The following is a 22,789-nucleotide window of genomic DNA, read 5'->3' as shown; positions in this document are numbered from 1 at the left end:
ACTTCCGTGCGTCTCGCTGATATGCGAGCATTTTCAGTGTGACCTCCTGGTCGCCTGCGGGGCCCGCACTCGGACCGCTGTTCCGACCGAGGGAGTCACGATGCACGGGTCGTTGCGCCGTCCGGCGAGACGTACGGTCTCGACGGTTCTCGTCGCCGCCGTCGTGCTGGCGGGTGCCGTGTCCGTGGGCATCGGCGCCTCCGCCGATGCGGACCCGTCGACCGACGCGGGAACACCCGACCCCACTCTCTCGGTCTCGCTCGCCTACGAGTTCCTCGACGCGCGCGTCGACCAGTTCTGCGACGGCGAGGGCCGCTGTCTTCCACGGAGCTACGAGGGCGGATTCTTCACCGACCTGCCGACCTGGGACTTCACCCCCTCGTTCGTCTACGACGACGCACTCGTGGTGATCGCATACACCGCTCGCGGCCTGCCCGACGACATCCGCCGCGCACAGGCGATCGGCGACGCGCTGCTGTTCGTGCAGGAGAACGACCCCATCGGCGACGGGCGCACCAGGGCCTCGTACGAGCCCCACGGCATCCGCCAGGGGCGGGTCGAGATCACCGGCCCCGGCTCCTTCACCGGCAACCAGGCGTGGGTGGGCATGGCCCTGACCCGACTGTTCCACGCGACCGGCGAGCAGAGGTATCTCGACGGGGCGCTGCGCACCGCGCAGTGGATCCAGACGAACACCGCCGACATGGTGCGCGCACCCTACGGGTACACCGGCGGCCAGCTCGAGGACGGCACCTCGCTCGAGTGGAAGTCCACCGAGCACAACAGCGACATCGCGGGATTCTTCACCCAGCTCGCGGAGCTCTCCGGCGATCAGATCTGGGCGGACCGTGCGGCGGTCGCGGCCGACTTCGTGGCGGCCATGCAGAGCGGCGACGGTCACGTCGACACCGGGACGCTGCTCGACGGGAGCACCGTGAACACGCGGCCTGTGCCACTCGACTCGCAGACGTGGACCTCGCTCGCGACCGGTGATGCCCGCTACGACGCGGCCGTGGACTGGGCGCTCGCGCACCTCGTCGCCACCGACGGTCAATACCAGGGCCCCTCGATCAGCGACAGCGACGTGTCGAAGGTGTGGTTCGAGGGCAGCGGGCATCTGGCGCTCGCCCTGAAGCTGCGCGGCGCAGACGGTGACGCCGCGCGGGCCGAGGCGCTGCTCGACAGCATCCGCCTCGGGCAGCGAGACGCCGAGAACGGCGACGGCAAGGGCATCGTCGCGACATCCACCGACGGCCTCGACTCGGGCTTCGGGGATCTCTACTACGCGAGCCTGCACACCGGAGCGACCGCCTGGTACCTGCTCGCCGCCGCCGGCGACAACCCGTTCGCGCTGTCCACGCCCTGACCCACGCGCGTCGCGGCGCACCTCACGGCATCTCCCGCGCCCGTCCTGATCGGTGCGGGGTCAGTTCCGCACCCGCGGGTCGCTGCGGGGTCGAAATCGCATCGCCCACGTGGTGCGGGGTCGAATTCGCATCGGATTCGGGTGATTCGGATGCGGGATTGACCCCGCGCGCGTACCCGGATGCCGAACTGACCCCGCCCGGGCGCGGATGCCGAACTGACCCCGCCTGAGTGCCCGGATGCCGAACTGGCGCCGCTCGGCGCGAGGGTTGGCATCGCCCGGTACCACGGTGTGGTGCGGGGCCGAAACCGCATCCGATTAGGGCGATTCGGGTGCGGAACTGACCCCGCGTGTGTGCCGGATGCGGAATCGAGCCCGCCTGAGTGCCCGGGTGCAGAATTGACCCCGTGCCCGGGCGCGTGGGCCGGCGTCTTTCCAGCACCCATAAGGTGCGGGGTCGAAATCGCATCGGATTAGGGCGATTCGGATGCCGAACTGACCCCGCGTGCGTGCCGGATGCGGAATCGACCCCGCCTGCGCAGGGCGCGGATGCCGAACTGGCGCCGCCTACGCAGGCCCGCGCGTGCGTCTGCGGCTCAGGCGGCGACGCGTGCGACCGCGGCGATGGCGCTCGCGAAGAAGTCGACGCCGTCGATGCCCGAGCGCATGGCCACCGAGGTGTCGGGGCCGAAGCCCGCCTCGGTCGCGTGTTCGGGGTGCGGCATGAGTCCGACGACGTTGCCCGCCTCGTTGGTGAGTCCGGCGATGTCGCGCAGCGAGCCGTTCGGGTTCACGCCCGCGTAGCGGAAGGCCACGAGTCCCTCTCCCTCGATGCGGTCGAGCGTCTCGTCGTCGGCGATGTATCCGCCGTCGGCGTTCTTGAGCGGGATGACGATCTCCTGGCCGGTGCGGAACCGGTTGGTCCAGGCCGTGTCGGAGTTCTCGACCGTGAGCTTCTGGTCGCGACGCACGAAGTGCTGGTGGTCGTTGCGGATCAGGCCGCCGGGCAGCAGGTGCGCCTCGACGAGCATCTGGAAGCCGTTGCAGATGCCGAGCACGGGCATTCCCTTGGCGGCGGCATCCTTCACCTCGGACATGATCGGCGACAGGGCGGCGATCGCACCGGCGCGCAGGTAGTCGCCGTAGCTGAATCCGCCGGGGAGGACGAGCGCGTCCACGCCCTCGAGGTCGTGCGAACCGTGCCACAGGGCGACGGGCTCGGCGCCCGCGATGCGGACCGCGCGCTGTGCGTCGCGATCGTCGAGCGAGCCCGGGAAGGTGACGACCCCGATGCGGACGGTCACTCGGTGACCTCGATGCCGACCACGTCCTCGATCACGGAGTTGGAGAGCACCTCGTCGGCGATGCGGCGGGCCTCGGCGAGCACCTCGTCGGTGACCTCGCCTTCGACGGTGAGCTCGAAGCGCTTGCCGATGCGGACATCGGAGAACCCCGTGATGCCCAGGCGGGCGAAGGCGCCGGAGACGGCCTTCCCCTGCGGGTCGAGCAGTTCGGGCTTGGGCATGACGTCGACGACGATGGTGGGCATGAACGGCTCCGGAAGTCGCGGGCGGACGGGCGCGACCAGTCTACCGGCTCGCGACTCGCCCGATTCCCTGGGGTCGGCCCTCAGGCGTGGAACACGGTGTGCAGATCGCCGATGGCGTCGCGCCCACCCAGTCCGTCGATCTCGAACAGCACCGAGATGCCGACCACATGGCTGCCCAGGCGTTCGACGAGCTGGCGTCCGGCCGCGAGGGTGCCTCCCGTGGCGAGGACGTCGTCGATGAGCAGCACGCGGGACCCGGCGGGCAGATCGTCGTGCATCTCGATCGTCGCGGTGCCGTACTCGAGGGCGTAGTCGACGGATGCCGCGGGGCGGGGCAGCTTGCCCGCCTTGCGGATCGGGATGAGTCCCACACCCGCTGCGATCGCCGCAGCCCCGGCGAGGATGAACCCCCGTGCCTCGATGCCGGCGACGACGTCGAACTGCCCGGCGAACGGGGCGATGATCGCCTCGGTCGTGGCCTGCAGCGCCTCGGCGTCGGCGAGCAGCGGCGTGATGTCGCGGAAGATGATCCCCGCCTCCGGGTAGTCCGGGATGCTGCGGATCAGCGATGCGGCGCGGACGAGAGCGGGGGAGAGTTCGGTGTCGGGCACTGGACAAGGGTACGCCGCGTTCACAACTCAGCAGAATCACGCCGGACTCGGGGACGACGGCGACGAGCGGGAGCTTACGGAGCATTCGTGCTGAGTCATGGACGCGACGAGCGGGGCTTGACTTTCGTGGGAGCGCTCCCATAGAGTCGCTCATCAAGCGTGGGAGCGCTCCCACGAATCGTGAGCGCCCCACCATCGCACCACCTGCACCCCCTGCACGACCCACCACAAAGGAGTGAACTGTGAACACACGTGCCCGCACCCGGATCCTGACGGCGGCAGCCGCAGCATCCGTCGCCGCCCTCGCACTCGCCGGCTGCGCCCCCGCTGACGGGAACGGAGGCGACGGTGCCGCGAGCGACGCGGATGTCACCCTGACCGTCACGACCTTCGGCACCTTCGGCTACGAGGACCTCTACGACGAATACGAGAAGGCGCACCCGAACGTCACGATCGAGGCGAACAACATCGACACCGGCGGAAACGCCCGCACCGACGCCTTCACCAAGATCGCCGCCGGATCCGGACTCAGCGACATCGTCGCGATCGAAGAGGGCTGGCTCGGCGCCATCATGGACGTCTCCGACACCTTCGTCGACCTGCGCGACTTCGGCATCGAGGACCGCAAGGCCGATTGGGTCGACTGGAAGTACGCGCAGGGCACGGATGCCGACGGTCGCGTGATCGGCTACGGCACCGACATCGGCCCGAGCGGCATCTGCTTCAACGGTTCCGCTCTCGAGGCGGCGGGACTCCCCAGCGACCGCGAGGGCGTCGCCGAACTGCTCGACGGCGATTGGGAGAACTTCTTCACGGTCGGCGCCGACTACACGGCCAAGACCGGGAAGGCCTGGTACGACCACTCCGGATTCGTCTGGAACGCCATGGTCAACCAGCTCGACGAGGGGTACTACACCGCTGACGGAAAGCTGAACGTCGAGGGCAACGACGAGCTCGAGGAGCGTTTCGCGCTGCTCGGTGCGGCCACCGAGGGCGGCCAGTCCGCTGCTCAGAAGGCCTGGGACTGGAACGGCGGAAAGTCGTTCGTCGACGGCACCTTCGCGGTGTTCGTGTGCCCCGGCTGGATGCTGGGCAACGTCAAGGGCTCCGTCGAGGCCGGTGGCGGCGACGCCGAGACCGGCTGGGACTTCGCCGACGTGTTCCCCGGAGGAGCCGCCAACTGGGGTGGCGCGTTCCTGTCGATCCCGGAGAGCTCGACGCACCAGGAGGCGGCTGCGGAGCTCGCCGACTGGCTGACGCAGCCCGAGCAGCAGGTGAAGCAGTCCGCGGCGGCGGGCAACTTCCCCTCGACGCTGAAGGCGCAGGAGACGCTCGCCGCGGAGGCGACGCCGAACCCGTTCTTCAACGACGCTCCGACCGGTGCGATCCTCGCCGAGCGTGCCAAGGGCGTGGTCGCGCAGTTCAAGGGCGCCGAGGACTCGGTCATCCAGGAGAACGTCTTCGGACCCGCTCTGAAGAGCCTCGACCTCGGTGAGGTCGACACGAAGGGCGCGTGGGACAAGGCGCTGGGGCTGCTGAACGACCTGGTCACCCAGTGATCCACGGGGCGTCTCGTGTCGTTCGGCGGTGCCGAGCGGGACGAGACGCCCCTCCATCCACACGCCCAGGGACCCAGGTTCCGGAAACCAGGAAACTCTCATGACCCTCACTGAAGAGCGCCGGTCGACGGCATCCGCTCCGCAGCAGAAGACGGATGCCGCGTCGAAGCGCCCCTGGCGTCACCGCGTCTCACGGTTCGATCAGCGCGCGTCCCCGTACTTCTACATCTCCCCGTTCTTCCTGCTCTTCGGGCTGGTCGGACTCTTCCCGCTGCTCTACACGATCTGGGTCGCCGTCCACGACTGGAACCTGCTCAAAGGGCAGGGCGACTTCGTCGGCGTGGGCAACTTCGCCAAGATCCTCGGCGACGGGATGTTCTGGAACTCGATCTTCAACACCCTGAGCATCTTCCTGCTCTCCGCGATCCCGCAGCTCACGGTCGCCCTGTTCATCGCCTACCTGCTGGACCGAGGTCTGCGCACGCCGACGTTCTGGCGCATGAGCGTCCTCATCCCCTTCGTGGTCACGCCCGTCGCGGTCGCGCTCATCTTCTCGAGCATCTTCAACGAGGCCGACGGGCTGGCCAACAACCTCCTGAACCTCGTCGGGATCGCCGACCAGCAGTGGAAGGAGGACACCGCGCTCTCGCACATCGCGATCGCGGTGATGGTGAACTTCCGATGGACCGGGTACAACGCGCTGATCCTGCTCGCCGCCATGCAGTCGGTGCCGCGTGAGCTCTACGAATCCGCCGCCATCGACGGCGCGGGATCCGCGCGACGCTTCTTCTCGATCACGATCCCGACGATCCGTCCGACCCTGATCTTCGTGATCATCACCTCGACGATCGGCGGTCTGCAGATCTTCGCCGAACCGAAACTGTTCGACGTCTCCACCGCAGGTGGCATCGGCGGCAGCGACAGGCAGTTCCAGACGACGGTCCTCTTCCTCTGGGAGCTGGCGTTCTTCCGCCTCGACCTGGGCAAGGCCTCCGCCGTCGCGATCCTCCTGTTCCTGCTCATCGTGGGATTCGGGCTGCTGAACTTCGCGATCTCCCGCAGCATCTCCACCGGAGACGACCGCCGCAACCGCGCCGCGCGCCGCCGCGTCCGCTCGACCGACAAGGAGGGGGCGCGATGACCGCCACCCAGGCACTCAGCGTGCCGGAGAAGATCCGCCGCCGCGCCGTCGCGGGAGGAACCGCCGGCATCGGCAGCCGCCCCGGCTTCCTCACCTACGGCCTCCTCGCCGCCTTCATCATCGGCAGCGTCTACCCGCTCTGGTGGTCGCTCGTCGTCGCGAGCGGCACGAACTCGACCCGCGGCGAGACCCTGCCGCTGATTCCCGGCGGCAACTTCCTCGCGAACGCCGCCAAGGTGTTCGACGCGATCCCGTTCTGGCTCGCGCTCGGCAACTCGTTCCTCATCTCGAGTGTGATCACGCTCTCGGTCGTGACGTTCTCGACCCTCGCGGGCTACGCATTCGCGAAACTGCGGTTCAAGGGACGCGACGGACTGATGATCTTCGTGATCGCGACCATGGCGATCCCGACACAGCTGGGCATCATCCCGCTGTTCATGCTGATGCGCGAGCTGGGCTGGACCGGGTCGATCGGTGCGGTCATCGTCCCCACGCTCGTCACCGCCTTCGGGGTGTTCTTCATGAGGCAGTATCTGGTCGACGTCATCCCCGACGAGCTGATCGAGGCCGCACGCATGGACGGGGCGAACCAGTTCCGCACGTTCCTCACGGTCGCGATCCCGGCCGCGCGTCCGGCCATGGCGATCCTCGGTCTCTTCACCTTCATGACCGCGTGGACCGACTACCTGTGGCCGCTGATCGTGCTGTCGCCCTCGAACCCGACGCTGCAGACGGCCCTCAGCCAGCTGCAGTCGGGGTACTACATCGACTACTCCATCGTGCTCGCCGGTGCGGTGCTCGCGACCCTTCCGCTCCTGGTGCTCTTCGTGGTCGCCGGACGGCAGCTGGTCAGTGGCATCATGGCGGGCGCGGTGAAAGGATGACCTCTGTGACCCGTGCCTTCCCCCAGAACTTCCTGTTCGGTGCCGCGACCGCGGCCTATCAGATCGAGGGGGCGGCGTTCGAGGACGGGCGCACCGCATCCATCTGGGACGCGTTCTGCCGTGTCCCCGGCGCGGTGATCGGCGGCGACGACGGCGATGTGGCGTGCGATCACTATCACCGGCATCCGCAGGACGTCGCGCTCATGAAGGACCTCGGGCTGCAGACCTATCGGTTCTCGACCTCGTGGTCTCGGGTGCGGCCCGACGGCGGAGCCGTGAACGCGAAGGGCGTCGACTTCTACGAGCGCCTCGTCGACGAGCTGCTCGCGAACGACATCCTGCCGTGGCTGACCCTGTACCACTGGGACATGCCGCAGGCGCTGCAGGACATCGGCGGCTGGACGAACCGCGACACGGTCTCGCGCTTCCTCGAGTACGCCGGAACCATGCACGACGCGCTGGGGGACCGGGTGAACGTGTGGACGACGCTCAACGAGCCGTGGTGCTCGTCGTTCCTCTCCTACACCGGCGGCGAGCATGCGCCGGGGCACACCAGCGTCGCCGAGGGGCTGCTCTCGGCCCACCACCTGCTGCTCGCCCACGGTGAGACCGTGCGCGAGCTGCGCGGTCGCGACGCGAGCCTGAACCTCGGGATCACCCTCAACCACACGGTCGCCGACCCGGCAGACCCGACGAACCCTGCCGACGTCGACGCCGCCCGGCGCGTCGACGGACAGTTCAATCGCTGGTTCCTCGATCCGATCTACCGCGGGGAGTACCCGGCGGACATCGTCGAGGACATCCGGATCGTGGACCCCGAGGCGGTGGCGCGGTTCCACGAGGCCGTGCGCGACGGCGACCTGGCCACGATCGCGCAGCGCATCGACACGCAGGGCGTCAACTACTATCACGGCGACCTTCTCGCAGGAGAGGCTCCTGAACGTGCCGCCGTCGAGAGCGTGCCCGACACCGGCCGCGCTGTGCGCAGCCCGTACCCGTCATTCGAGCGCATCCACGCCGTCGAGCGCGGTCTGCCACGCACGGCCCAGAACTGGGAGGTGCAGCCCGAGGGGCTCACCCGACTCCTGCAGCGGATCTGGAGCGAGTACGCGGAGCCTGCGGGTGTCGTGCTCTCCCTGACCGAGAACGGCGCCGCGTACGACGACGTCGCCGTGGTCGCCGACGGCGAGACCCGTGTGCACGACGACGACCGCACCGAGTTCCTGCGACTGCATCTCGCGGCGGTGCTCGACGCGGTCGATGCCGGAGTCGATGTGCGCGGCTACTTCTACTGGTCGCTGTTCGACAACTTCGAATGGGCCTGGGGATACGACAAGCGGTTCGGCATCGTGCGGGTCGACTACGACACCCAGGAGCGGAGCGTGAAGGACTCCGGGCGGGAGTACGCTCGCATCATCGCCGCTCGCGCTCTCTGACGCCGGTCGGCGGAGTTCGGGAGCATCCGGCGTCGCCGCCGGCAGAGGGGAGAGTCGTGTCGTCACGAGCGACCATCGAAGAGGTGGCATCGACCGCCGGGGTGTCCCGGTCGACCGTGTCGCGTGTCGTCAACGGGTCGACGGCGGTCAGCCCCGAGGCACTGCTCGCCGTGCAGCGGGCGATCGAGGAGCTCAGTTACGTGCCCAACCGCGCGGCGCGCTCCCTGGCGTCCAAGCAGACGCACGCGATCGCGCTGATCGTGCCGGAGGACACCACGCGCTTCTTCGGCGACCCGTTCTTCGCGGCGATCGTCGCGGGCATCACGGGCGCGCTGCGCGGCTCGGACTACCTGCTGAACCTCCTCATCGCGAGCGATGATCCGGGCGACAAGATGACCAGCTTCGTCCGCAACGGCGGCGTCGACGGCGCGCTCATCGTGTCGCATCACACGAGCGACGCGTTCATCGAGCGCGTCGCCGACGCCGTGCCCGTCGTCTGGGGCGGCCGTCCGGTGCGGCTGCGTGAGGGCGACTACGTGGTCGACGTCGACAACGTCGCCGGTGCGCGCGTCGCGACGAGGCACCTGGTCGACACCGGGCGCACCCGGATCGCGACGATCTCCGGTCCGATCACGATGGTCTCCTCCGCCGACCGCGTGCAGGGCTTCCGCAGTGCGCTGGCCGATGCCGGGCTCGTTCCGTTCGCTGAAGAGGCCGGCGACTACAGCGAGGCGAGCGGAGCGGATGCAGCGCGCCGCATCCTCGCCGTCGGGCGTCCCGACGCGATCTTCGTCGCCAGCGACCTCATGGCCCGCGGAGCGCTGACCGCGCTGCGGGCAGCCGGCATCCGCGTGCCCGAGGACGTCGCCCTCGTCGGCTTCGACGACTCCTCGGTCGCGGTGAGCACCGACCCGCCGCTGACGACCATGCGTCAGCCCATGTACGCGCAGGGCGAGGCGATGGCGGGCGTCCTGCTGTCCCGACTCGCCGGCAGCGATCCGGCGCACACGACGATCCTGCCGACCGAGCTGGTCGTCCGCGCCTCGTCCTGACGACCGACGCCCCGGCGCGCGCTCGGTCGGGCGCTGACACGGATGCGGACCCGACGCCCCTCCGGCAGGGTCCGCATCCGTGAGTCCGTGTCGTCAGCCGGTTCGCCGCGATGTCGAGAGGTCCTGGGCCGTGCGCCAGGGGAGCGCTGCCCACGGACCGCGCCGGCTGCTCAGAGCCGTCTTGAGATCGCGCCAGCCGTCGCCGAACTTCTCGATCGCAGTCTCGTCGACCGTGCCGTCGCTCCAGTGCATGATCCGTCCGGCGAGGTAGCTGAGGCCGAAGTCCGCCCACGATTCGAACGAGGGTCTGGCCTCCGTGCTGATGCGATGGATGATCTGCCGTGCCTCGGCGATGTCGGCGTAGCCGAGCGCGACACCCCAGGTCGTCATCGCGACGGCCTGCCCCAGCGCGTAGCCGTCGAGAGTGCGCACGAACAGATGCGGGGCGATCAGGTCCTCTCCCACCGATCTGCGCACCTCGCGCTCGATCAGCTCGAGACCCGCCACGAAGGGACGCGCATCGCTCACGTCTCCGCCTTCGTGGTCGATTCCGGCCAGCCATTCCTGTGTCCGTGGCGGACGCCCGAGGGTGGCCGCCCGCTGGTTGCGCGCCGACAGGTGGAGCATCCACGCGTGTCGGCGCCGCCGCTCGATGCTCAGGAAGTCGATCATGCTGAGCCAGTCCGTGCGGGAGCCGACGTCCCACTGCTCGACGATCATCTCGCGCTCGACCGCTCCGAGGCCCGGGGCGGTCGGGTCGTTCCATGGGCCGGACGGCAGGGTGCAGATCTGCAGCAGACCCATCGCGATCCCCTCGGCGTCGATGCCGGTGGTGGAGTAGCGGGGTGAGGCGTTCATGGTGATCGCTGGGGCGATCCGCAACGGGGGCATTACACTCCTCACTGTGCGAGTCTGGGGGGACTCATAGCCTGAATGTCTGTTCAAAGTGTAATATATAGCGTTCGAATAGCAACCCGAAAGCGATTCGAAAGCGATCCGACCCTGGGGAAGTGATTGCGACATGGCTCGGTCCGAGGAGCACAATCGCAGTGCGAGCGCGCGAGCGCGGGAGGCCATGCTGGCCGCCGCCATCGAGCTCTTCGCCGAACGAGGGGTGAACGGCGCGAGTGTCGCCGAGATCACCCAGAGGGCGGGTGTCGCCCAAGGACTGATGAACTACCATTTCGGCGGCAAGCAGCAACTGATCTCCGCCGTGATCGATCGGTGGTACGAGACGCTGTTCGCGTTGCCGCAGGCGGATGGGTCGGCGGATGTCCGGCTCGCGGGGATCATCGACGGGGCGCTCACCGCGACCGGCTACGCCATGCCCCTGCAGCGGACTGTGTTCGCCATGCAGCTCCAGCCCGACACGCACCGTCTGTTCGCAGAGTCGGAGGGCAGATTCGACGAACAGACCTGCACCTCGGAGGACATCGTGCGGCAGATCTTCCGTGATCGGGGCGCCGCGGACCCGCCTCTCGAGGAGATCATGCTGCGGACCACTCTCGAAGGAATCTTCCTCAAGTACGCCGTCTACGGCGACACGTTCCCGCTCGAGGACTCCCGTCGCTGGATGCATCGTCTCTACGGTCTGCCGGAACCGGAGGCACCCCTGCCGCTGCGGCTGGCCCCACGCAACCCCGATGCCCGCACTCGTGCGGCGCGGGCGTGACATGCGCATGACCGACCGCTGAGACGCGAAGATCCCGGATGCCGCGACGTGCGGCATCCGGGATCGTGGTCGCGTCGGTCAGGCGCGGGCTTCGCCGTCGGTCAGGCGGGGTCTCCGCCCAGCGGACCCACGGCCTCGAGCGGACGCGGGTCGTCGGCTCCTGTGCGCCGCGCTCGGGCGATCAGGTTGCCCACGTGGTAGATCAGCAGGGCGGCGACCGTGCCCAGCACGATCCCGCCGAACGAGAAGTCGCCGAGCTGCATCGAGAAGCCGGCGATGCCGATCACGAGCGAGACCGCGGCGGTGTACTGGTTGACCGGCCGCGAGAAGTCGACGCGGCTGTCGACCCAGATCTTGATGCCGATGATGCCGATCAGGCCGTAGAGCGCGGTGGTCGCGCCACCCAGGACGCCGGCGGGGATCGAGTTGAACACCTCGCCGACCTTGGGTGAGAACGCCAGCAGGATGGCGAAGAGGCCGGCGACCCAGTAGACGGCCGTCGAGTAGACGCGCGTCGCGGCCATGACACCGATGTTCTCACCGTAGGTCGTGGTGCCCGAGCCGCCGAAACCGCCGGCGATCGTGGTGGCGATGCCGTCGGCGATGAGCGCACGCCCGGTCTGCGTGTTCACGGTCGGGTCTTCGGTCATGCTCGCGACGCCGCGCACATGGCCGATGTTCTCCGCGACGAGCACGAGCACCACGGGCAGGAACATCGCGATCGTCGACCAGGTGCCGGGCTCGACGAAATCGGGGAACTGGAACTCGGGCAGGCCGATCCAGGGCGCATCCGCGATGAGCTCGTTCGGGGTCTTGCCTCCGCGCAGTGCGTTGGGGACGTCGAACGACCCGTTGACCGCCGCCCAGACGAAGCCGACCGCAACGCCGAGGAAGATCGAGATGCGGCCGAGGAACCCGCGGAAGAGCACGGCGAACACGATGATCGCGATGAGTGTGATCGTCGCCGTGACCGGGTCGAGCGCGAAGTTGCTCCACGCGGTGGGCGCGAGGTTGAAGCCGATCAGGGCGACGATCGCGCCGGCGACGACCGGCGGCATCAGCGCATCGACCCAGCGCAGTCCCGCGAACTGCACGACGAGACCCACGATGGTGAGCAGGATCCCGACGGCGACCACGCCCGCGAGTGCCGAGCCGAAGTTGCCCGACGCCGTCGCGGCGGTGATCGGGGCGATGAACGCGAACGACGAGCCCAGGTAGCTGGGAAGCCTGTTCTTCGTGATGAGGAGGAAGAGCAGGGTGCCGAGACCGCTGAACAGCAGCGTGGTCGAGACAGGGAAGCCGGTCAGCGTCGGCACGAGGAATGTCGCGCCGAACATCGCGACGACGTGCTGCGCGCCGATGGCGATGGTGGCGGGCCAGTTCAGACGTTCGGCGGGGGTGACGACGGCGCCGGCTTCGACGGTGCGGCCGTTGCCGTGGATCTTCCACAGGGGCATGCGGGCTCCTCAGGATCGGGGGGAGGGGAGTGCTGGAGCAACACTACCGATTCCTGTGTGTTCCCTGGGTGCCCGGGGCGCCCTCCGTCCCTGGGCGCCCTTCGTCTCGTCGCTGCGCTCCTCGCTCAGGGTCCGCGGTTTAGGCTGCCGGTCCCTGGGCGGGCGAGTCGCCCCCCGCTCCCTGAGCGGTCTACACCCCGGTCCCTGAGCGAGCGGAGCGAGACGAAGGGCGCCCTTCGTCTCGTCGCTGCGCTCCTCGCTCAGGGTCCACGGAGCGAGACGAAGGGTCAGGCCCCCAGTCGCTCGATGAGCTCGCGGTAGCGGGCGGCCGTGCGATCGACGATGTCGTCGGGAAGCACGGGCGGCTCTCCCTCTTTGTCCCAGTTGGCGGCGAGCCAGTCGCGGACGATCTGCTTGTCGAAGCTCGCCATGCGATCGGTCGGCGTCGAGCCGGTGCGCCACGCCTCGGCATCCCAGTATCGCGAGGAGTCGCTCGTGAGCACCTCGTCGGCCAGACGCAGGGAGCCGATGGCATCCGTGCCGAACTCGAACTTCGTGTCGGCGAGGACGAGCCCGCGCTCCTCGGCGATCGCGGCGGCGCGGGTGTAGAGCGACAGCGACACGTCGCGCAGTTCGGCCGCCCGCTCGGCGCCGACGAGCTCGACCGTCTGCGCGAAGGTGATGTTCTCGTCATGCTCGCCCATCGGCGCCTTGTAGGCCGGGGTGAACAGGGGTTCGGGAAGCCGGTCGCCGTTCTGCAGGCCTTCGGGCAGCGGGATGCCGCACACGGTGCCGCTCTCGGTGTACTCGGCCCACCCCGACCCCGTGAGGTAGCCGCGTACGACGCACTCGACGGGCAGCATCTCGAGCGACTGCGCGAGCATGGCACGGTCGGCGACGCTCGCGGGGATCTCGCCTTCGGCGAGGTGGTTCGGCACGTCCGCCAGCTGGTCGAACCACCAGCGGCTGAGTCGGGTGAGCAGTGCGCCCTTCTCGGGGATGCCGGGGGAGAGCACGAAGTCGAACGCGCTCACGCGATCCGACGCGACCACCAGGATGCGGGTGTCGGCGGCATCGTCCGAGGCGTACAGGTCGCGGACCTTGCCCGAGTAGATGTGGCGCCAGCCGGGGATGGTCTGCGCGTTGTTCTCCGAAGGTGTGCTCACCCGCCCATTATCGCGGAGCGCGAACGGATGCCGCGTCAAGCCCCGTCCGTGGCCGCGGGGTATGAGCGAAGCTCTCAGTGACACGACGGAGAGGGCGCACCATGGCGAAGGAACTGTCCACGGGTGATCGGGTGAGCTGGAACACCCCGCAGGGACGCACGCGCGGCACCGTGCAGCAGAAGAAGACGACGGACTTCGAGTTCGCGGGTCAGCATTTCGCGGCATCCGAAGACGAGCCGGCGTTCATCGTGAAATCCGAGAAGAGCGGAGACGAGGCGGCGCACAAGGGGTCGGCCCTGCGCAGGCTGAAGAGCTGAACCGCGTCCCGATGTCGGCGGTCGTGCCTACCGTGGGATCATGACCGACGACATCCTCACCGAGCGGTTGCGGCTGTCGCGCCCACACCCCTCCGACCTGCCCGAGGTGTTCGCGATCCAGAGCGATCCGCGGGTGTGGACGCACTACCCGAGCCTGCGTCACACCGATCCCGCGCAGAGCGTCGCGATGATGGAACGCTGGGAGCGCAGTTGGGAGGAGGCCGGTCTCGGATCGTGGGTCGCCCGTCTGCGCGACACCGGCGAGGTCGTCGGCAACGGCGGTTGCACCGTGCTCGGGGGAGAAGTGTGGAACATCGGCTACCGCATCGCCGGGGATCACCACGGCAAGGGGTACGCGACCGAGCTCGCGAGGGCCGGGGTCGAGCAGGCGCGCGCGCGGGATCCGCAGAGGCCCGTGATCGCGTATCTCGTCGAGCACAATCGCGCATCCGCGAATGTGGCCGTCAAACTCGGCCTCGAGCTCGTCCACCGAGCGCCGGACGTGGGGAATCCGGATCCCACGGTCATGAGACTCGTCTTCGCCGACCGTGAGCTCACCTCCGCACAGCTCGCGGCGGCGCTGCGGTGAGCCGCCTTGTGGGAGCGGCGCGCACGGGCGTATAGTCCACATGGACTAATCGGGATGGAGGATCGCCGTGAAGAGCCCCGTCGACACACTCACCTCGATGGGTGTCATGGTGCTCGCGCTGCTGCGCGAGGGCGACATGCACCCCTATGAGATGGTGCGTCTGATGCGCTCCCGTCGCGACGAGCGCCTGCTGAGCATCACCAACGGCACGCTCTATCACACGGTCGGCCGACTGCAGCGGGAGGGGCTGATCGACGAGGCCGGCATCGACCGCGACGGCAATCGCCCCGAGCGCACCACCTACACGCTCACGGACGCGGGGACGGATGTCCTGGTCGACTGGCTGCGGCGGGAGCTCTCCGTCATCGACCGGCCCGCCGAGTTCCGCATCGCGCTCGCCGAGGCGCACAACCTCGAGCGGGCGGACGTCATCGCAAGTCTTCGCTCCCGACGCGACGCCCTCGACGAGGGGCACGTGGCGCATCGCGACGGACTGGTCGACGCACGCGCCAAGGCCGTGCCCGAACAGGTGCTCGTCGAGTTCGACCGCCAGGAGGTGCTGCTCGGCGCCGAGCTGCGCTGGCTCGATTCTCTCCTCGAACGCCTCGAGTCCGAGGAGTTCGCCTGGGGCCCCAAAGCTTTCGAGAACACAGACCGCTACCTCGCTCAGCGAAAGGCTGCACAGCAATGACCGAATCCCGCCAGGCGACAGGGCCCGACACGGGCACCTTCGCCGCCGGACAGCGCCCTGCGAGCCCCTGGCCAGCCCTCTGGGCGCTCGTCATCGGCTTCTTCATGATCCTCGTCGACACGACGATCGTCTCGGTCGCGAACCCCGCGATCAAGGCCGCGCTCGATCCGACGACCAACAACCTCGACAACGTGGTGTGGGTCACCAGTGCCTACCTGCTCGCCTACGCGGTGCCGCTGCTGATCACCGGACGCCTCGGCGACCGCTTCGGGCCCAAGAACATCTACCTCATCGGCCTCGCGATCTTCACCCTCGCCTCGCTCTGGTGCGGACTGTCCGACTCGCTCGAGATGCTGATCGCGGCTCGCGCGGTTCAGGGTCTCGGCGCCGCATTCATGACGCCGCAGACCATGGCCGTGATCACGCGCACGTTCCCGCCCGAGCGCCGCGGCGCCGCCATGGGCCTGTGGGGTGCGACGGCCGGTGTCGCGACGCTCGTCGGGCCGCTCCTCGGAGGTCTCCTCGTCGACGGATTCGGCTGGGAGTGGATCTTCTTCGTCAACATCCCCGTCGGCGTCGTCGCGTTCGTGCTCGCGTGGCGCCTCGTGCCGAGGCTGCAGACCACCCCGCACCGCTTCGACGTCCTCGGCGTGATCCTCAGCGCCGTCGCGCTGTTCCTGATCGTCTTCGGGCTCCAGGAGGGCGAGAAGTTCGGCTGGGGCGTCATCTGGGGGCCGATCTCGGTGTGGGGCCTCATCATCGCCGGTCTCGTCGTGCTCGCGGTGTTCATCGTGCAGCAGGCGCGAACCCGCAGCGAGGCGCTCGTTCCGCTCGACCTCTTCCGCGACCGCAACTTCTCGGGCGCCAACGTAGCGATCGCCGCAGTCGGCTTCACGGTCACGAGCATGTCGCTGCCGATGATGTTCTTCCTGCAGACGGCACGAGAGCTCACGCCGACCGAAGCCGCACTGCTGCTGATCCCGATGGCTGTGCTGTCGGGAGTGCTCGCGCCGTTCGCCGGCAAGATGCTCGATCGCGTCGATCCGCGCATCATCCTCATCCCGGGCCTGCTCTGCGTGGGCGTCGCCCTGGTCTGGTACTCGGCTCTGATCAACATGGACACCCCGATCTGGATGTTCCTGCTGCCTTCTGCGCTGATGGGCCTCGGCAACGCGGGCATGTGGGGACCGCTCGCGACGACCGCGACGCGCAGGCTTCCTCGGCATCAGGCCGGTGCGGGTGCCGGCATCTACAACACCACTCGCACCATCGGATCGGTGATCGGCTCGGCATCCATCGCCGCGTTCATGCAGTCGCGTCTCGAGGCGAACCTTCCGGGTCTCTCCGACGCCCCGTCGGGCATCAGCGGTGGCGGGTCGTTGCCTCCTCAGGTCGCCGAGGGCTTCGCGGCCGGCATGTCGCAGGCGATCCTGCTGCCCGCCTGCGTGATGGTCGTCGCCCTCGTCGCGTCGCTGTTCCTCGGCCGCTACGACAAGGCGGATGCGGCGGCATCCGCTCCCGTGGAGGCCCCCGAGCCCGCGGCGTGACCCAGCCCTGACAGCGAGCCGGGTCTTCTGCACGATCGTGCGGAGGGCCCGGCTCTCCCCGGTTCACGGGAGGGCATCCACGGGGACACGCTCGACGAGGACCTCTTGACCGCGGGGCTCCTGCACCGAGGCTGACCGGTTTGCGACGATCATGCTCGCTGTGATGTCATCGGGCATGACGATCGAGCTCCTGAGACCCTCCGCAGCCCTGTTCGACTCCTGGGCTGCCGCTGTCTCCGAATTCGGTGACGGTCATGTCGACGGATCGGGTCTGCGGGCACCGGTCACGCCGGACCGGGCGACGCTGGACGCCCTGATCGAGAAGTCGACTCTCTGGGCCGACACCACAGCGCCGTTGCCCGACGACATCGTGCACAACGACCTGTACTGGATCGTCGATGACGGCGAGGTCGTCGGCTTCCTGTCGTTCCGTCACGAGCTCAACGACCACCTGCGGGAGGTGGGCGGTCACATCGGCTATTCCGTGCGGGAGTCCCGGCGACGTCAAGGCTACGCCTCGGCCGCGTTGCGCCTCGGCCTCGATCGGGCGCGCGAGATCGGACTCGAACGGGTCATGGTGACCTGCGATGACGACAACATCGGATCCTTCCGCACCATCGAGAGTGCGGGCGGGATGCTGCAAGACGTCCGCGTCGTGCCCGAGCACGGCGACACCCCGGTGCGCCGGTACTGGATCTCGCTCTAGCCGGCGGCCGTCCCGAGCACTCGCGGACGCGGCGACACGCCGTCCCCGGTTAGGGTTGATCGTCGACGACCATCCCGGTGGCAGTGTCCTGCCGCCCACCCGATCCGAGGAGCATCCGTCGTGATCCCACATCCCTCTCCTGCGTCCGCGCGTCTGCGCACGCTCGGACGAACCGTCGGAGCGATGGTGCTCACGGCGTTCATCGCCGCCGGTGCGCTGCTCGGCGGTGCGACCGCGGCATCCGCCGACACCACCGGTGAGACCTACGTCATCGGCACCGACACGACGTTCGCGCCGTTCGAGTTCACCGACGAGAACGGCGACCTCGTCGGCATCGACATGGATCTGCTCCGCGCGATCGCCGAGGATCAGGGCTTCGAGGTCGAGATCCGCCAGCTCGGATTCGACGCCGCTCTGCAGGCCCTGCAGTCGAACCAGGTCGACGGCGTCATGGCGGGCATGTCGATCACCGAAGAGCGACAGCAGACGTTCGATTTCAGTGATCCCTACTTCACCAGCGGCGTCCAGCTCGGTGTGCTCGAGGCCAGCGACATCCAGTCGCTCGACGATCTCGACGGCAAGGCCGTGGCGGTCAAGACCGGCACCCAGGGGCAGACCTTCGCCGAGGACAACCAGGACGAGTTCGGCTACCGGATCACCCCGTACTCCGACACGACCGACATGGTCGACGCCGTCAAGGCCGGCCAGGCGGTCGGCTACTTCGAGGACTTCCCCGTGCTCGCGTACGGCATCCAGCAGGGCTCCGGCTTCCGTCTGATCGGCGAACCCGAGCTCGGCGGGGAATACGGCTTCGCCGTCAACAAGGGCATGAACCCCGAGCTGATCGAGATGTTCAACGCCGGCCTCGCGAACCTCCAGGCGTCGGGCGAGTACGACGAGATCGTCGACACGTACCTGAGCGCCGGCGAGACGACCACGCAGCCGACCGACATCATCTCGGTCGCGGTCAAGTACTGGCCCGCACTGATGAGCGGTCTCGGGCTCACGATCCTCGCGACGCTCGTGGCCCTCGTCGCCGCATTCATCCTCGGCATCGTCTTCGGCTTCGGGCGCATCTCGAAGTTCCTGCCGTTCCGCTGGCTCGCCACCGCCTACGTGTTCGTGTTCCGAGGAACACCGATCCTCGTGCAGGCCTTCTTCGTGTTCTTCGCGATCCCGCAGCTGTTCCCCGGGCTCACGTTCGACCCGTTCGTCGCGGGGGCGATCACGCTGTCCCTGAACACCGGCGCCTACATGACCGAGATCATCCGCGGCGGCATCCAGGCCGTCGATCCCGGTCAGAACGAGGCATCGCGCTCGCTGGGTCTCGGCCACTGGAAGACCATGCAGAAGGTCGTGCTCCCGCAGGCCTTCCGCATCATGATCCCGTCGTTCGTGAACCAGGGCATCATCACGCTCAAGGACACGTCGTTGATCAGCGTCATCGGGCTCGCCGAGCTGACCTTCCAGTCGCGGCAGATCATCGCCTCGACCTACCTGTCGGCACAGGTGCTGACCATCGTCGCCATCATCTACTTCGTCGTGATCACGCTGCTGACGCTGCTCGCGAACCGCCTCGAGAGGAAGTTCAACGCATGAGCAAGATCGCCGTGCAGAAGCTGCACAAGTCCTTCGGTCAGAACGAGGTGCTCAAGGGCATCGACCTCACGGTGGAGGACGGCGAGGTCGTCGCCGTCATCGGGCCGTCGGGTTCGGGCAAGTCGACGCTGCTGCGCTGCCTCAACAAGCTCGAGGAGCCGACGTCGGGCAAGGTCGTCATCGACGGTGTCGACCTCACCGACAAGAGCGTCAAGCTCGACGAGGTGCGCCAGCGCATCGGCATGGTGTTCCAGCACTTCAACCTCTTCCCGCACATGACGGTGCTCGAGAACATCACCCTCGCCCCGATCGAGCTGGGCAAGTTCTCGAAGGCGAAGGCCCGCGAGCGGGGGATGGCGCTGCTCGAGAGGGTCGGCCTGACCGAGAAGGCGGATGCGAAGCCGGCATCCCTCTCCGGTGGCCAGAAGCAGCGCGTGGCGATCGCCCGGGCGCTCGCGATGGACCCCGAGATCATGCTCTTCGACGAGGCGACGAGCGCGCTCGACCCCGAGATGGTCGGCGAGGTGCTGCAGGTCATCCGCGACCTCGCCTCCGGCGGGATGACGATGGTGCTGGTGACCCACGAGATGGGCTTCGCGCGCGAGGTCTCCGGCCGCACCGTGTTCATGGACGACGGAGTCGTCGTCGAAGAGGCGACGCCCGCCGAGCTGTTCGGTGCTCCGAAGAACGAGCGGCTGAAGGACTTCCTCTCGAAGGTGCTCTGAGTCCTCACCTGTGACGAAGGCCCTCGCCCGGTTTCCCGGACGGGGGCCTTCGTCTGCTCCCGGGCAGCGGGCCCGGGCCCGGTCTACTCCGCGACGCGGGCGGCGATGTCGGTGCGGAAGTGCGACCCCTCTAGCGTGATCCGGCCGATGGCCTCGTACGCGCGCTTGCGGGCGGTGGGGAAGTCCGCCGCCACGGCGACGACGTTCAGCACGCGGCCACCGGTCGCGATGAGGGATCCGCCGGGGGCGTCAGGGCTCGCGGTCGCGGCGTGCACGAGACGAACCCCCTCGACGGCCGCGGCGTCGGTCAGGCCCTCGATCGGGCGACCTGTCTGCGGTGCGTCGGGGTAGCCCTCGCTCGCGAGCACGACGGTGATGGCGACGTCGTCGCTGAAGGCCGGATGCGGCTGGTCTTCGAGAGTGCCGGATGCTGCGGCGAACAACAGCTCCGACAGGGGGGTTGTCAGCCGTGGCAGCACGATCTGTGTCTCGGGGTCGCCGAACCGTGCGTTGAACTCGATCACGCGCACGCCGGCCGGGGTGAGGATGAGCCCCGCGTAGAGCAGGCCGATGAACGGGGTGCCCTCGCTGTCGAGCTGACGGATCACCGGCAGCGCGACATCGCGGGTGACCTCCTCGACGAATGCCTGCTCGCTGCCGAAGTCGTCGGCGAGCCAGGGGAGAGGCGAGTACGCGCCCATCCCGCCGGTGTTGGGGCCTTCATCGCCGTCGAGCGCCCGCTTGAAGTCCTGCGCGGGGCTGAGCGCGCGCACGGTGTCGCCGTCGCTCAGGAAGAACAGTGACACCTCGGGGCCGGAGAGGAACTCCTCGATCAGCACGGGGCCGGACGGCAGGTAGTTCTCGGCGTGGGCGAGCGCGTCGCCCCGATCGGATGTGACGACGACGCCCTTGCCCGCCGCGAGACCGTCGGCCTTCACCACGTAGGGGGCGCCGAGGTCGTCGAACGCGGCCTCGACCTCTGCGCTGGTGGTGGCGCGGACCGCGCGACCGGTGGGCACGCCCACGGCATCCATGATCCGCTTCGCGAACGACTTCGACCCCTCGAGCTGAGCCGCCGCCTTTCCGGGGCCGAACACCGGGACCCCGTGCGCGCGAAGCACGTCGGCGACGCCGGCGACCAGCGGGGCCTCGGGGCCGATGACGACGAGGTCGATGCCCTGCTCGTTGGCGAAGGTGGTCACCGCGGCGCCGTCGAGCACGTCGAGCGTGACGGGGATCGCGTCGTGCGCCATGCCCGCGTTGCCGGGGGCGACGAAGACCTCGTGCTCCGCCTTCTCTGCTCGCAGAGCGAGGATGATCGCGTGCTCACGGGCACCGGAACCGAGGACGAGAATCTTCACGCATCCAGACTACCGAGGCCCGCGCGCGGGTTTCGGCGGGATGCGAGCGCGTGCACGACTCCGCACAGAACCGTGCACGGGGCCTGGACCGGACACATTCGCGGCCGGTGAGCACATCGGTGCTGAATCGTGAACGTGAAAGAGGCGAGGACTCAGAGGTCGATCGGGCGCTCGAGCGACCGATCCCACTCCCGCGTCCACCCGGTCGCGTCGAACAGCGCGTCGAGCACCATCGCGGTGAACCCCCACACGATCGTCCCGTCGACGTCGAAGGCGGGGCCCTTCCAGGTGCGCCCCAGGCGGTGCAGCGTCGAGGTGAACCGGGTCGCGGGGTCGAGCAGCTGAGCCACCGGCACCCGGAACACGTCGACCGTCTCGGCATGATCCACCGCCGCGACGCGTGACGGTGAGCGCCACCACCCCAGCACCGGGGTCACCACATGATTGCTCGCCGCCAGCGGAAGCTCGGCCAGCGTCGCGAGCACGTCGACGCCCGAGGGATCCAGACCCGTCTCCTCCTCGGCCTCACGGAGGGCCGTGGCCACGGCATCCGCATCCTGCTCCTCACGTCGGCCGCCCGGGAAAGACACCTGCCCCGGATGCGACGACAGGGTGGCGGCGCGGCGCTGCAGCAGCACGTCGAGGTCGGCGGCGACGGTCAGCTCGTCGGTCTGCGCCGGGATGCTGTCGAGCCGGCCGAACAGCACCAGCACGGACGCCGCGTGGGCGGGGCCGACGATCGGCGGGAAGGGGCGAGACCAGGCATCCGCACTCCGGGCGGCGGCCAGCAGCTCGGCGCGTGCGCCGGGCAGGGCATCGGAGGTCTGGCTCATCGCCTCGAGCATATTCCCGTGTGCGCGAGGTGAGGCGGTCGGCGCGTCGACGATCCGGAGCGGGCCCTCCGTTCCGCACAGCGCGGCGTAGCCTGGGCACATGCCCCCGAGGAAGATCGACATCATCGACGGACGCGCGGCCCTCGACGCGGTGCGACGAGCGGATGCCGTGGGCGAGAAGCCGGCGCGCACGGCCCTGGCCACGGCGGTACGCTACCTGCTGCAGCTGCTCGACGAGAAGGCCCCGGGCAACAGCGTCGAGGTGCGCGTGCCCCCGTTCGGCGCGGTGCAGGTGATCCAGGGCCCGCGGCACACGCGAGGAACGCCCCCGAATGTCGTCGAGATGGATGCCGCGACCTGGATCGCTGTGTCCACGGGCACGGAGCACTGGGCGGATGCTGCGACATCCGGTCGTGTCAGTGCCTCCGGCACCCGCGCCGACCTCTCCGACGTCCTGCCGCTGCGCCCCTGAACGCGTGGTGCGATTCCGATCGCACCACAGGCCGCGCGCAAGGTCGGTGTGCGGCG

At 68.7% G+C, this 22,789-nt stretch carries 23 protein-coding genes; 15 read left to right on the top strand and 8 right to left on the bottom strand.

Going from position 1 to position 22,789, the window contains the following annotated elements:
• Nucleotides 1-100: 100 nt before the first annotated feature.
• Entirely contained in the window at nt 101-1,366 is a 1,266-nt protein-coding gene (locus FQ142_RS15780) for a hypothetical protein (protein WP_149424056.1), read from the top strand.
• A 596-nt stretch (nt 1,367-1,962) separates the two neighbouring features.
• On the opposite strand, the gene purQ is transcribed toward FQ142_RS15780, so the two are convergent.
• From purQ to FQ142_RS15765, 3 genes are all read right to left on the bottom strand, one after another.
• Nucleotides 1,963-2,670, bottom strand: coding sequence for a phosphoribosylformylglycinamidine synthase subunit PurQ (purQ, locus tag FQ142_RS15775; protein WP_149424055.1), 708 nt, complete (start codon nt 2,668-2,670; stop codon nt 1,963-1,965).
• Nucleotides 2,667-2,915, bottom strand: a complete 249-nt coding sequence (purS, locus tag FQ142_RS15770; protein WP_149424054.1) for a phosphoribosylformylglycinamidine synthase subunit PurS — start codon at nt 2,913-2,915, stop codon at nt 2,667-2,669. The genes purQ and purS overlap by 4 nt, the downstream gene beginning before the upstream one ends.
• Before the next feature lie 80 nt (nt 2,916-2,995).
• Nucleotides 2,996-3,526, bottom strand: coding sequence for an adenine phosphoribosyltransferase (locus FQ142_RS15765; RefSeq protein ID WP_045254383.1), 531 nt, complete (start codon nt 3,524-3,526; stop codon nt 2,996-2,998).
• 242 nt (nt 3,527-3,768) lie between these two features.
• On the opposite strand from FQ142_RS15765, the gene FQ142_RS15760 reads away from it, so the two are divergent.
• From FQ142_RS15760 to FQ142_RS15740, 5 genes are all read left to right on the top strand, one after another.
• Nucleotides 3,769-5,085, top strand: coding sequence for an ABC transporter substrate-binding protein (locus FQ142_RS15760; RefSeq protein WP_149424053.1), 1,317 nt, complete (start codon nt 3,769-3,771; stop codon nt 5,083-5,085).
• A 100-nt stretch (nt 5,086-5,185) separates the two neighbouring features.
• Nucleotides 5,186-6,226 carry a carbohydrate ABC transporter permease gene (locus FQ142_RS15755; protein WP_149424052.1) on the top strand — a complete coding sequence of 347 codons (1,041 nt, stop codon included), beginning with the start codon at nt 5,186-5,188 and terminating at the stop codon, nt 6,224-6,226.
• Nucleotides 6,223-7,110 (top strand): carbohydrate ABC transporter permease, encoded by an 888-nt coding sequence (locus tag FQ142_RS15750; RefSeq protein ID WP_149424051.1) that lies wholly within the window; start codon nt 6,223-6,225, stop codon nt 7,108-7,110. The genes FQ142_RS15755 and FQ142_RS15750 overlap by 4 nt, the downstream gene beginning before the upstream one ends.
• Complete coding sequence (locus tag FQ142_RS15745; RefSeq protein ID WP_149424050.1) at nt 7,107-8,546, top strand: GH1 family beta-glucosidase; 1,440 nt, start codon at nt 7,107-7,109, stop codon at nt 8,544-8,546. Before FQ142_RS15750 ends, FQ142_RS15745 begins: the two co-directional genes overlap by 4 nt.
• Before the next feature lie 56 nt (nt 8,547-8,602).
• Nucleotides 8,603-9,598, top strand: coding sequence for a LacI family DNA-binding transcriptional regulator (locus FQ142_RS15740; RefSeq protein ID WP_149424049.1), 996 nt, complete (start codon nt 8,603-8,605; stop codon nt 9,596-9,598).
• A 93-nt stretch (nt 9,599-9,691) separates the two neighbouring features.
• Here the strand turns inward: FQ142_RS15740 and FQ142_RS15735 are convergent, their stop codons facing one another.
• Nucleotides 9,692-10,456, bottom strand: a complete 765-nt coding sequence (locus FQ142_RS15735) for a DUF1266 domain-containing protein (protein ID WP_188042436.1) — start codon at nt 10,454-10,456, stop codon at nt 9,692-9,694.
• 163 nt (nt 10,457-10,619) lie between these two features.
• On the opposite strand from FQ142_RS15735, the gene FQ142_RS15730 reads away from it, so the two are divergent.
• Nucleotides 10,620-11,270: a TetR/AcrR family transcriptional regulator gene (locus FQ142_RS15730; protein WP_149424047.1), complete on the top strand. Its 651-nt coding sequence runs from the start codon at nt 10,620-10,622 to the stop codon at nt 11,268-11,270.
• Nucleotides 11,271-11,371: 101 nt separating this feature from the next.
• On the opposite strand, the gene FQ142_RS15725 is transcribed toward FQ142_RS15730, so the two are convergent.
• Both FQ142_RS15725 and FQ142_RS15720 read right to left on the bottom strand, forming a co-directional pair.
• Nucleotides 11,372-12,727 (bottom strand): uracil-xanthine permease family protein, encoded by a 1,356-nt coding sequence (locus FQ142_RS15725; protein WP_149424046.1) that lies wholly within the window; start codon nt 12,725-12,727, stop codon nt 11,372-11,374.
• A 287-nt stretch (nt 12,728-13,014) separates the two neighbouring features.
• Complete coding sequence (locus FQ142_RS15720) at nt 13,015-13,893, bottom strand: phosphoribosylaminoimidazolesuccinocarboxamide synthase (protein ID WP_149424045.1); 879 nt, start codon at nt 13,891-13,893, stop codon at nt 13,015-13,017.
• A gap of 101 nt (nt 13,894-13,994) precedes the next feature.
• Between FQ142_RS15720 and FQ142_RS15715 the strand changes: the two genes are divergently transcribed.
• From FQ142_RS15715 to FQ142_RS15685, 7 genes are all read left to right on the top strand, one after another.
• A complete protein-coding gene (locus FQ142_RS15715) occupies nt 13,995-14,210 on the top strand; it encodes a DUF2945 domain-containing protein (RefSeq protein WP_149424044.1) in 216 nt (71 codons plus the stop codon).
• Between the two features lie 40 nt (nt 14,211-14,250).
• Entirely contained in the window at nt 14,251-14,799 is a 549-nt protein-coding gene (locus FQ142_RS15710) for a GNAT family N-acetyltransferase (RefSeq protein ID WP_149424043.1), read from the top strand.
• Between the two features lie 67 nt (nt 14,800-14,866).
• Nucleotides 14,867-15,490: a PadR family transcriptional regulator gene (locus FQ142_RS15705; protein WP_149424042.1), complete on the top strand. Its 624-nt coding sequence runs from the start codon at nt 14,867-14,869 to the stop codon at nt 15,488-15,490.
• On the top strand, nt 15,487-17,037 hold the full coding sequence (locus FQ142_RS15700; protein WP_149424041.1) for a DHA2 family efflux MFS transporter permease subunit: 1,551 nt from the start codon (nt 15,487-15,489) through the stop codon (nt 17,035-17,037). The genes FQ142_RS15705 and FQ142_RS15700 overlap by 4 nt, the downstream gene beginning before the upstream one ends.
• Before the next feature lie 163 nt (nt 17,038-17,200).
• Nucleotides 17,201-17,743, top strand: coding sequence for a GNAT family N-acetyltransferase (locus FQ142_RS15695; protein WP_262492171.1), 543 nt, complete (start codon nt 17,201-17,203; stop codon nt 17,741-17,743).
• A gap of 120 nt (nt 17,744-17,863) precedes the next feature.
• On the top strand, nt 17,864-19,342 hold the full coding sequence (locus tag FQ142_RS15690) for an amino acid ABC transporter substrate-binding protein/permease (protein WP_149424040.1): 1,479 nt from the start codon (nt 17,864-17,866) through the stop codon (nt 19,340-19,342).
• Nucleotides 19,339-20,067, top strand: a complete 729-nt coding sequence (locus FQ142_RS15685; RefSeq protein ID WP_149424039.1) for an amino acid ABC transporter ATP-binding protein — start codon at nt 19,339-19,341, stop codon at nt 20,065-20,067. The genes FQ142_RS15690 and FQ142_RS15685 overlap by 4 nt, the downstream gene beginning before the upstream one ends.
• 83 nt (nt 20,068-20,150) lie before the next feature.
• Here the strand turns inward: FQ142_RS15685 and purD are convergent, their stop codons facing one another.
• Complete coding sequence (gene purD / locus FQ142_RS15680) at nt 20,151-21,428, bottom strand: phosphoribosylamine--glycine ligase (protein ID WP_149424038.1); 1,278 nt, start codon at nt 21,426-21,428, stop codon at nt 20,151-20,153.
• Between the two features lie 152 nt (nt 21,429-21,580).
• Nucleotides 21,581-22,261, bottom strand: coding sequence for an NUDIX hydrolase (locus tag FQ142_RS15675; RefSeq protein ID WP_149424037.1), 681 nt, complete (start codon nt 22,259-22,261; stop codon nt 21,581-21,583).
• A gap of 100 nt (nt 22,262-22,361) precedes the next feature.
• Between FQ142_RS15675 and FQ142_RS15670 the strand changes: the two genes are divergently transcribed.
• Nucleotides 22,362-22,733: a sterol carrier family protein gene (locus FQ142_RS15670; protein WP_149424036.1), complete on the top strand. Its 372-nt coding sequence runs from the start codon at nt 22,362-22,364 to the stop codon at nt 22,731-22,733.
• Nucleotides 22,734-22,789: the final 56 nt, after the last annotated feature.

Origin of the sequence: Microbacterium sp. ANT_H45B (assembly GCF_008369345.1) — a bacterium.
Lineage (GTDB): Bacteria > Actinomycetota > Actinomycetes > Actinomycetales > Microbacteriaceae > Microbacterium.
The sequence above is the reverse complement of the archived record's forward strand: the minus strand, read 5'-3'. Positions and strand labels throughout refer to the sequence as shown.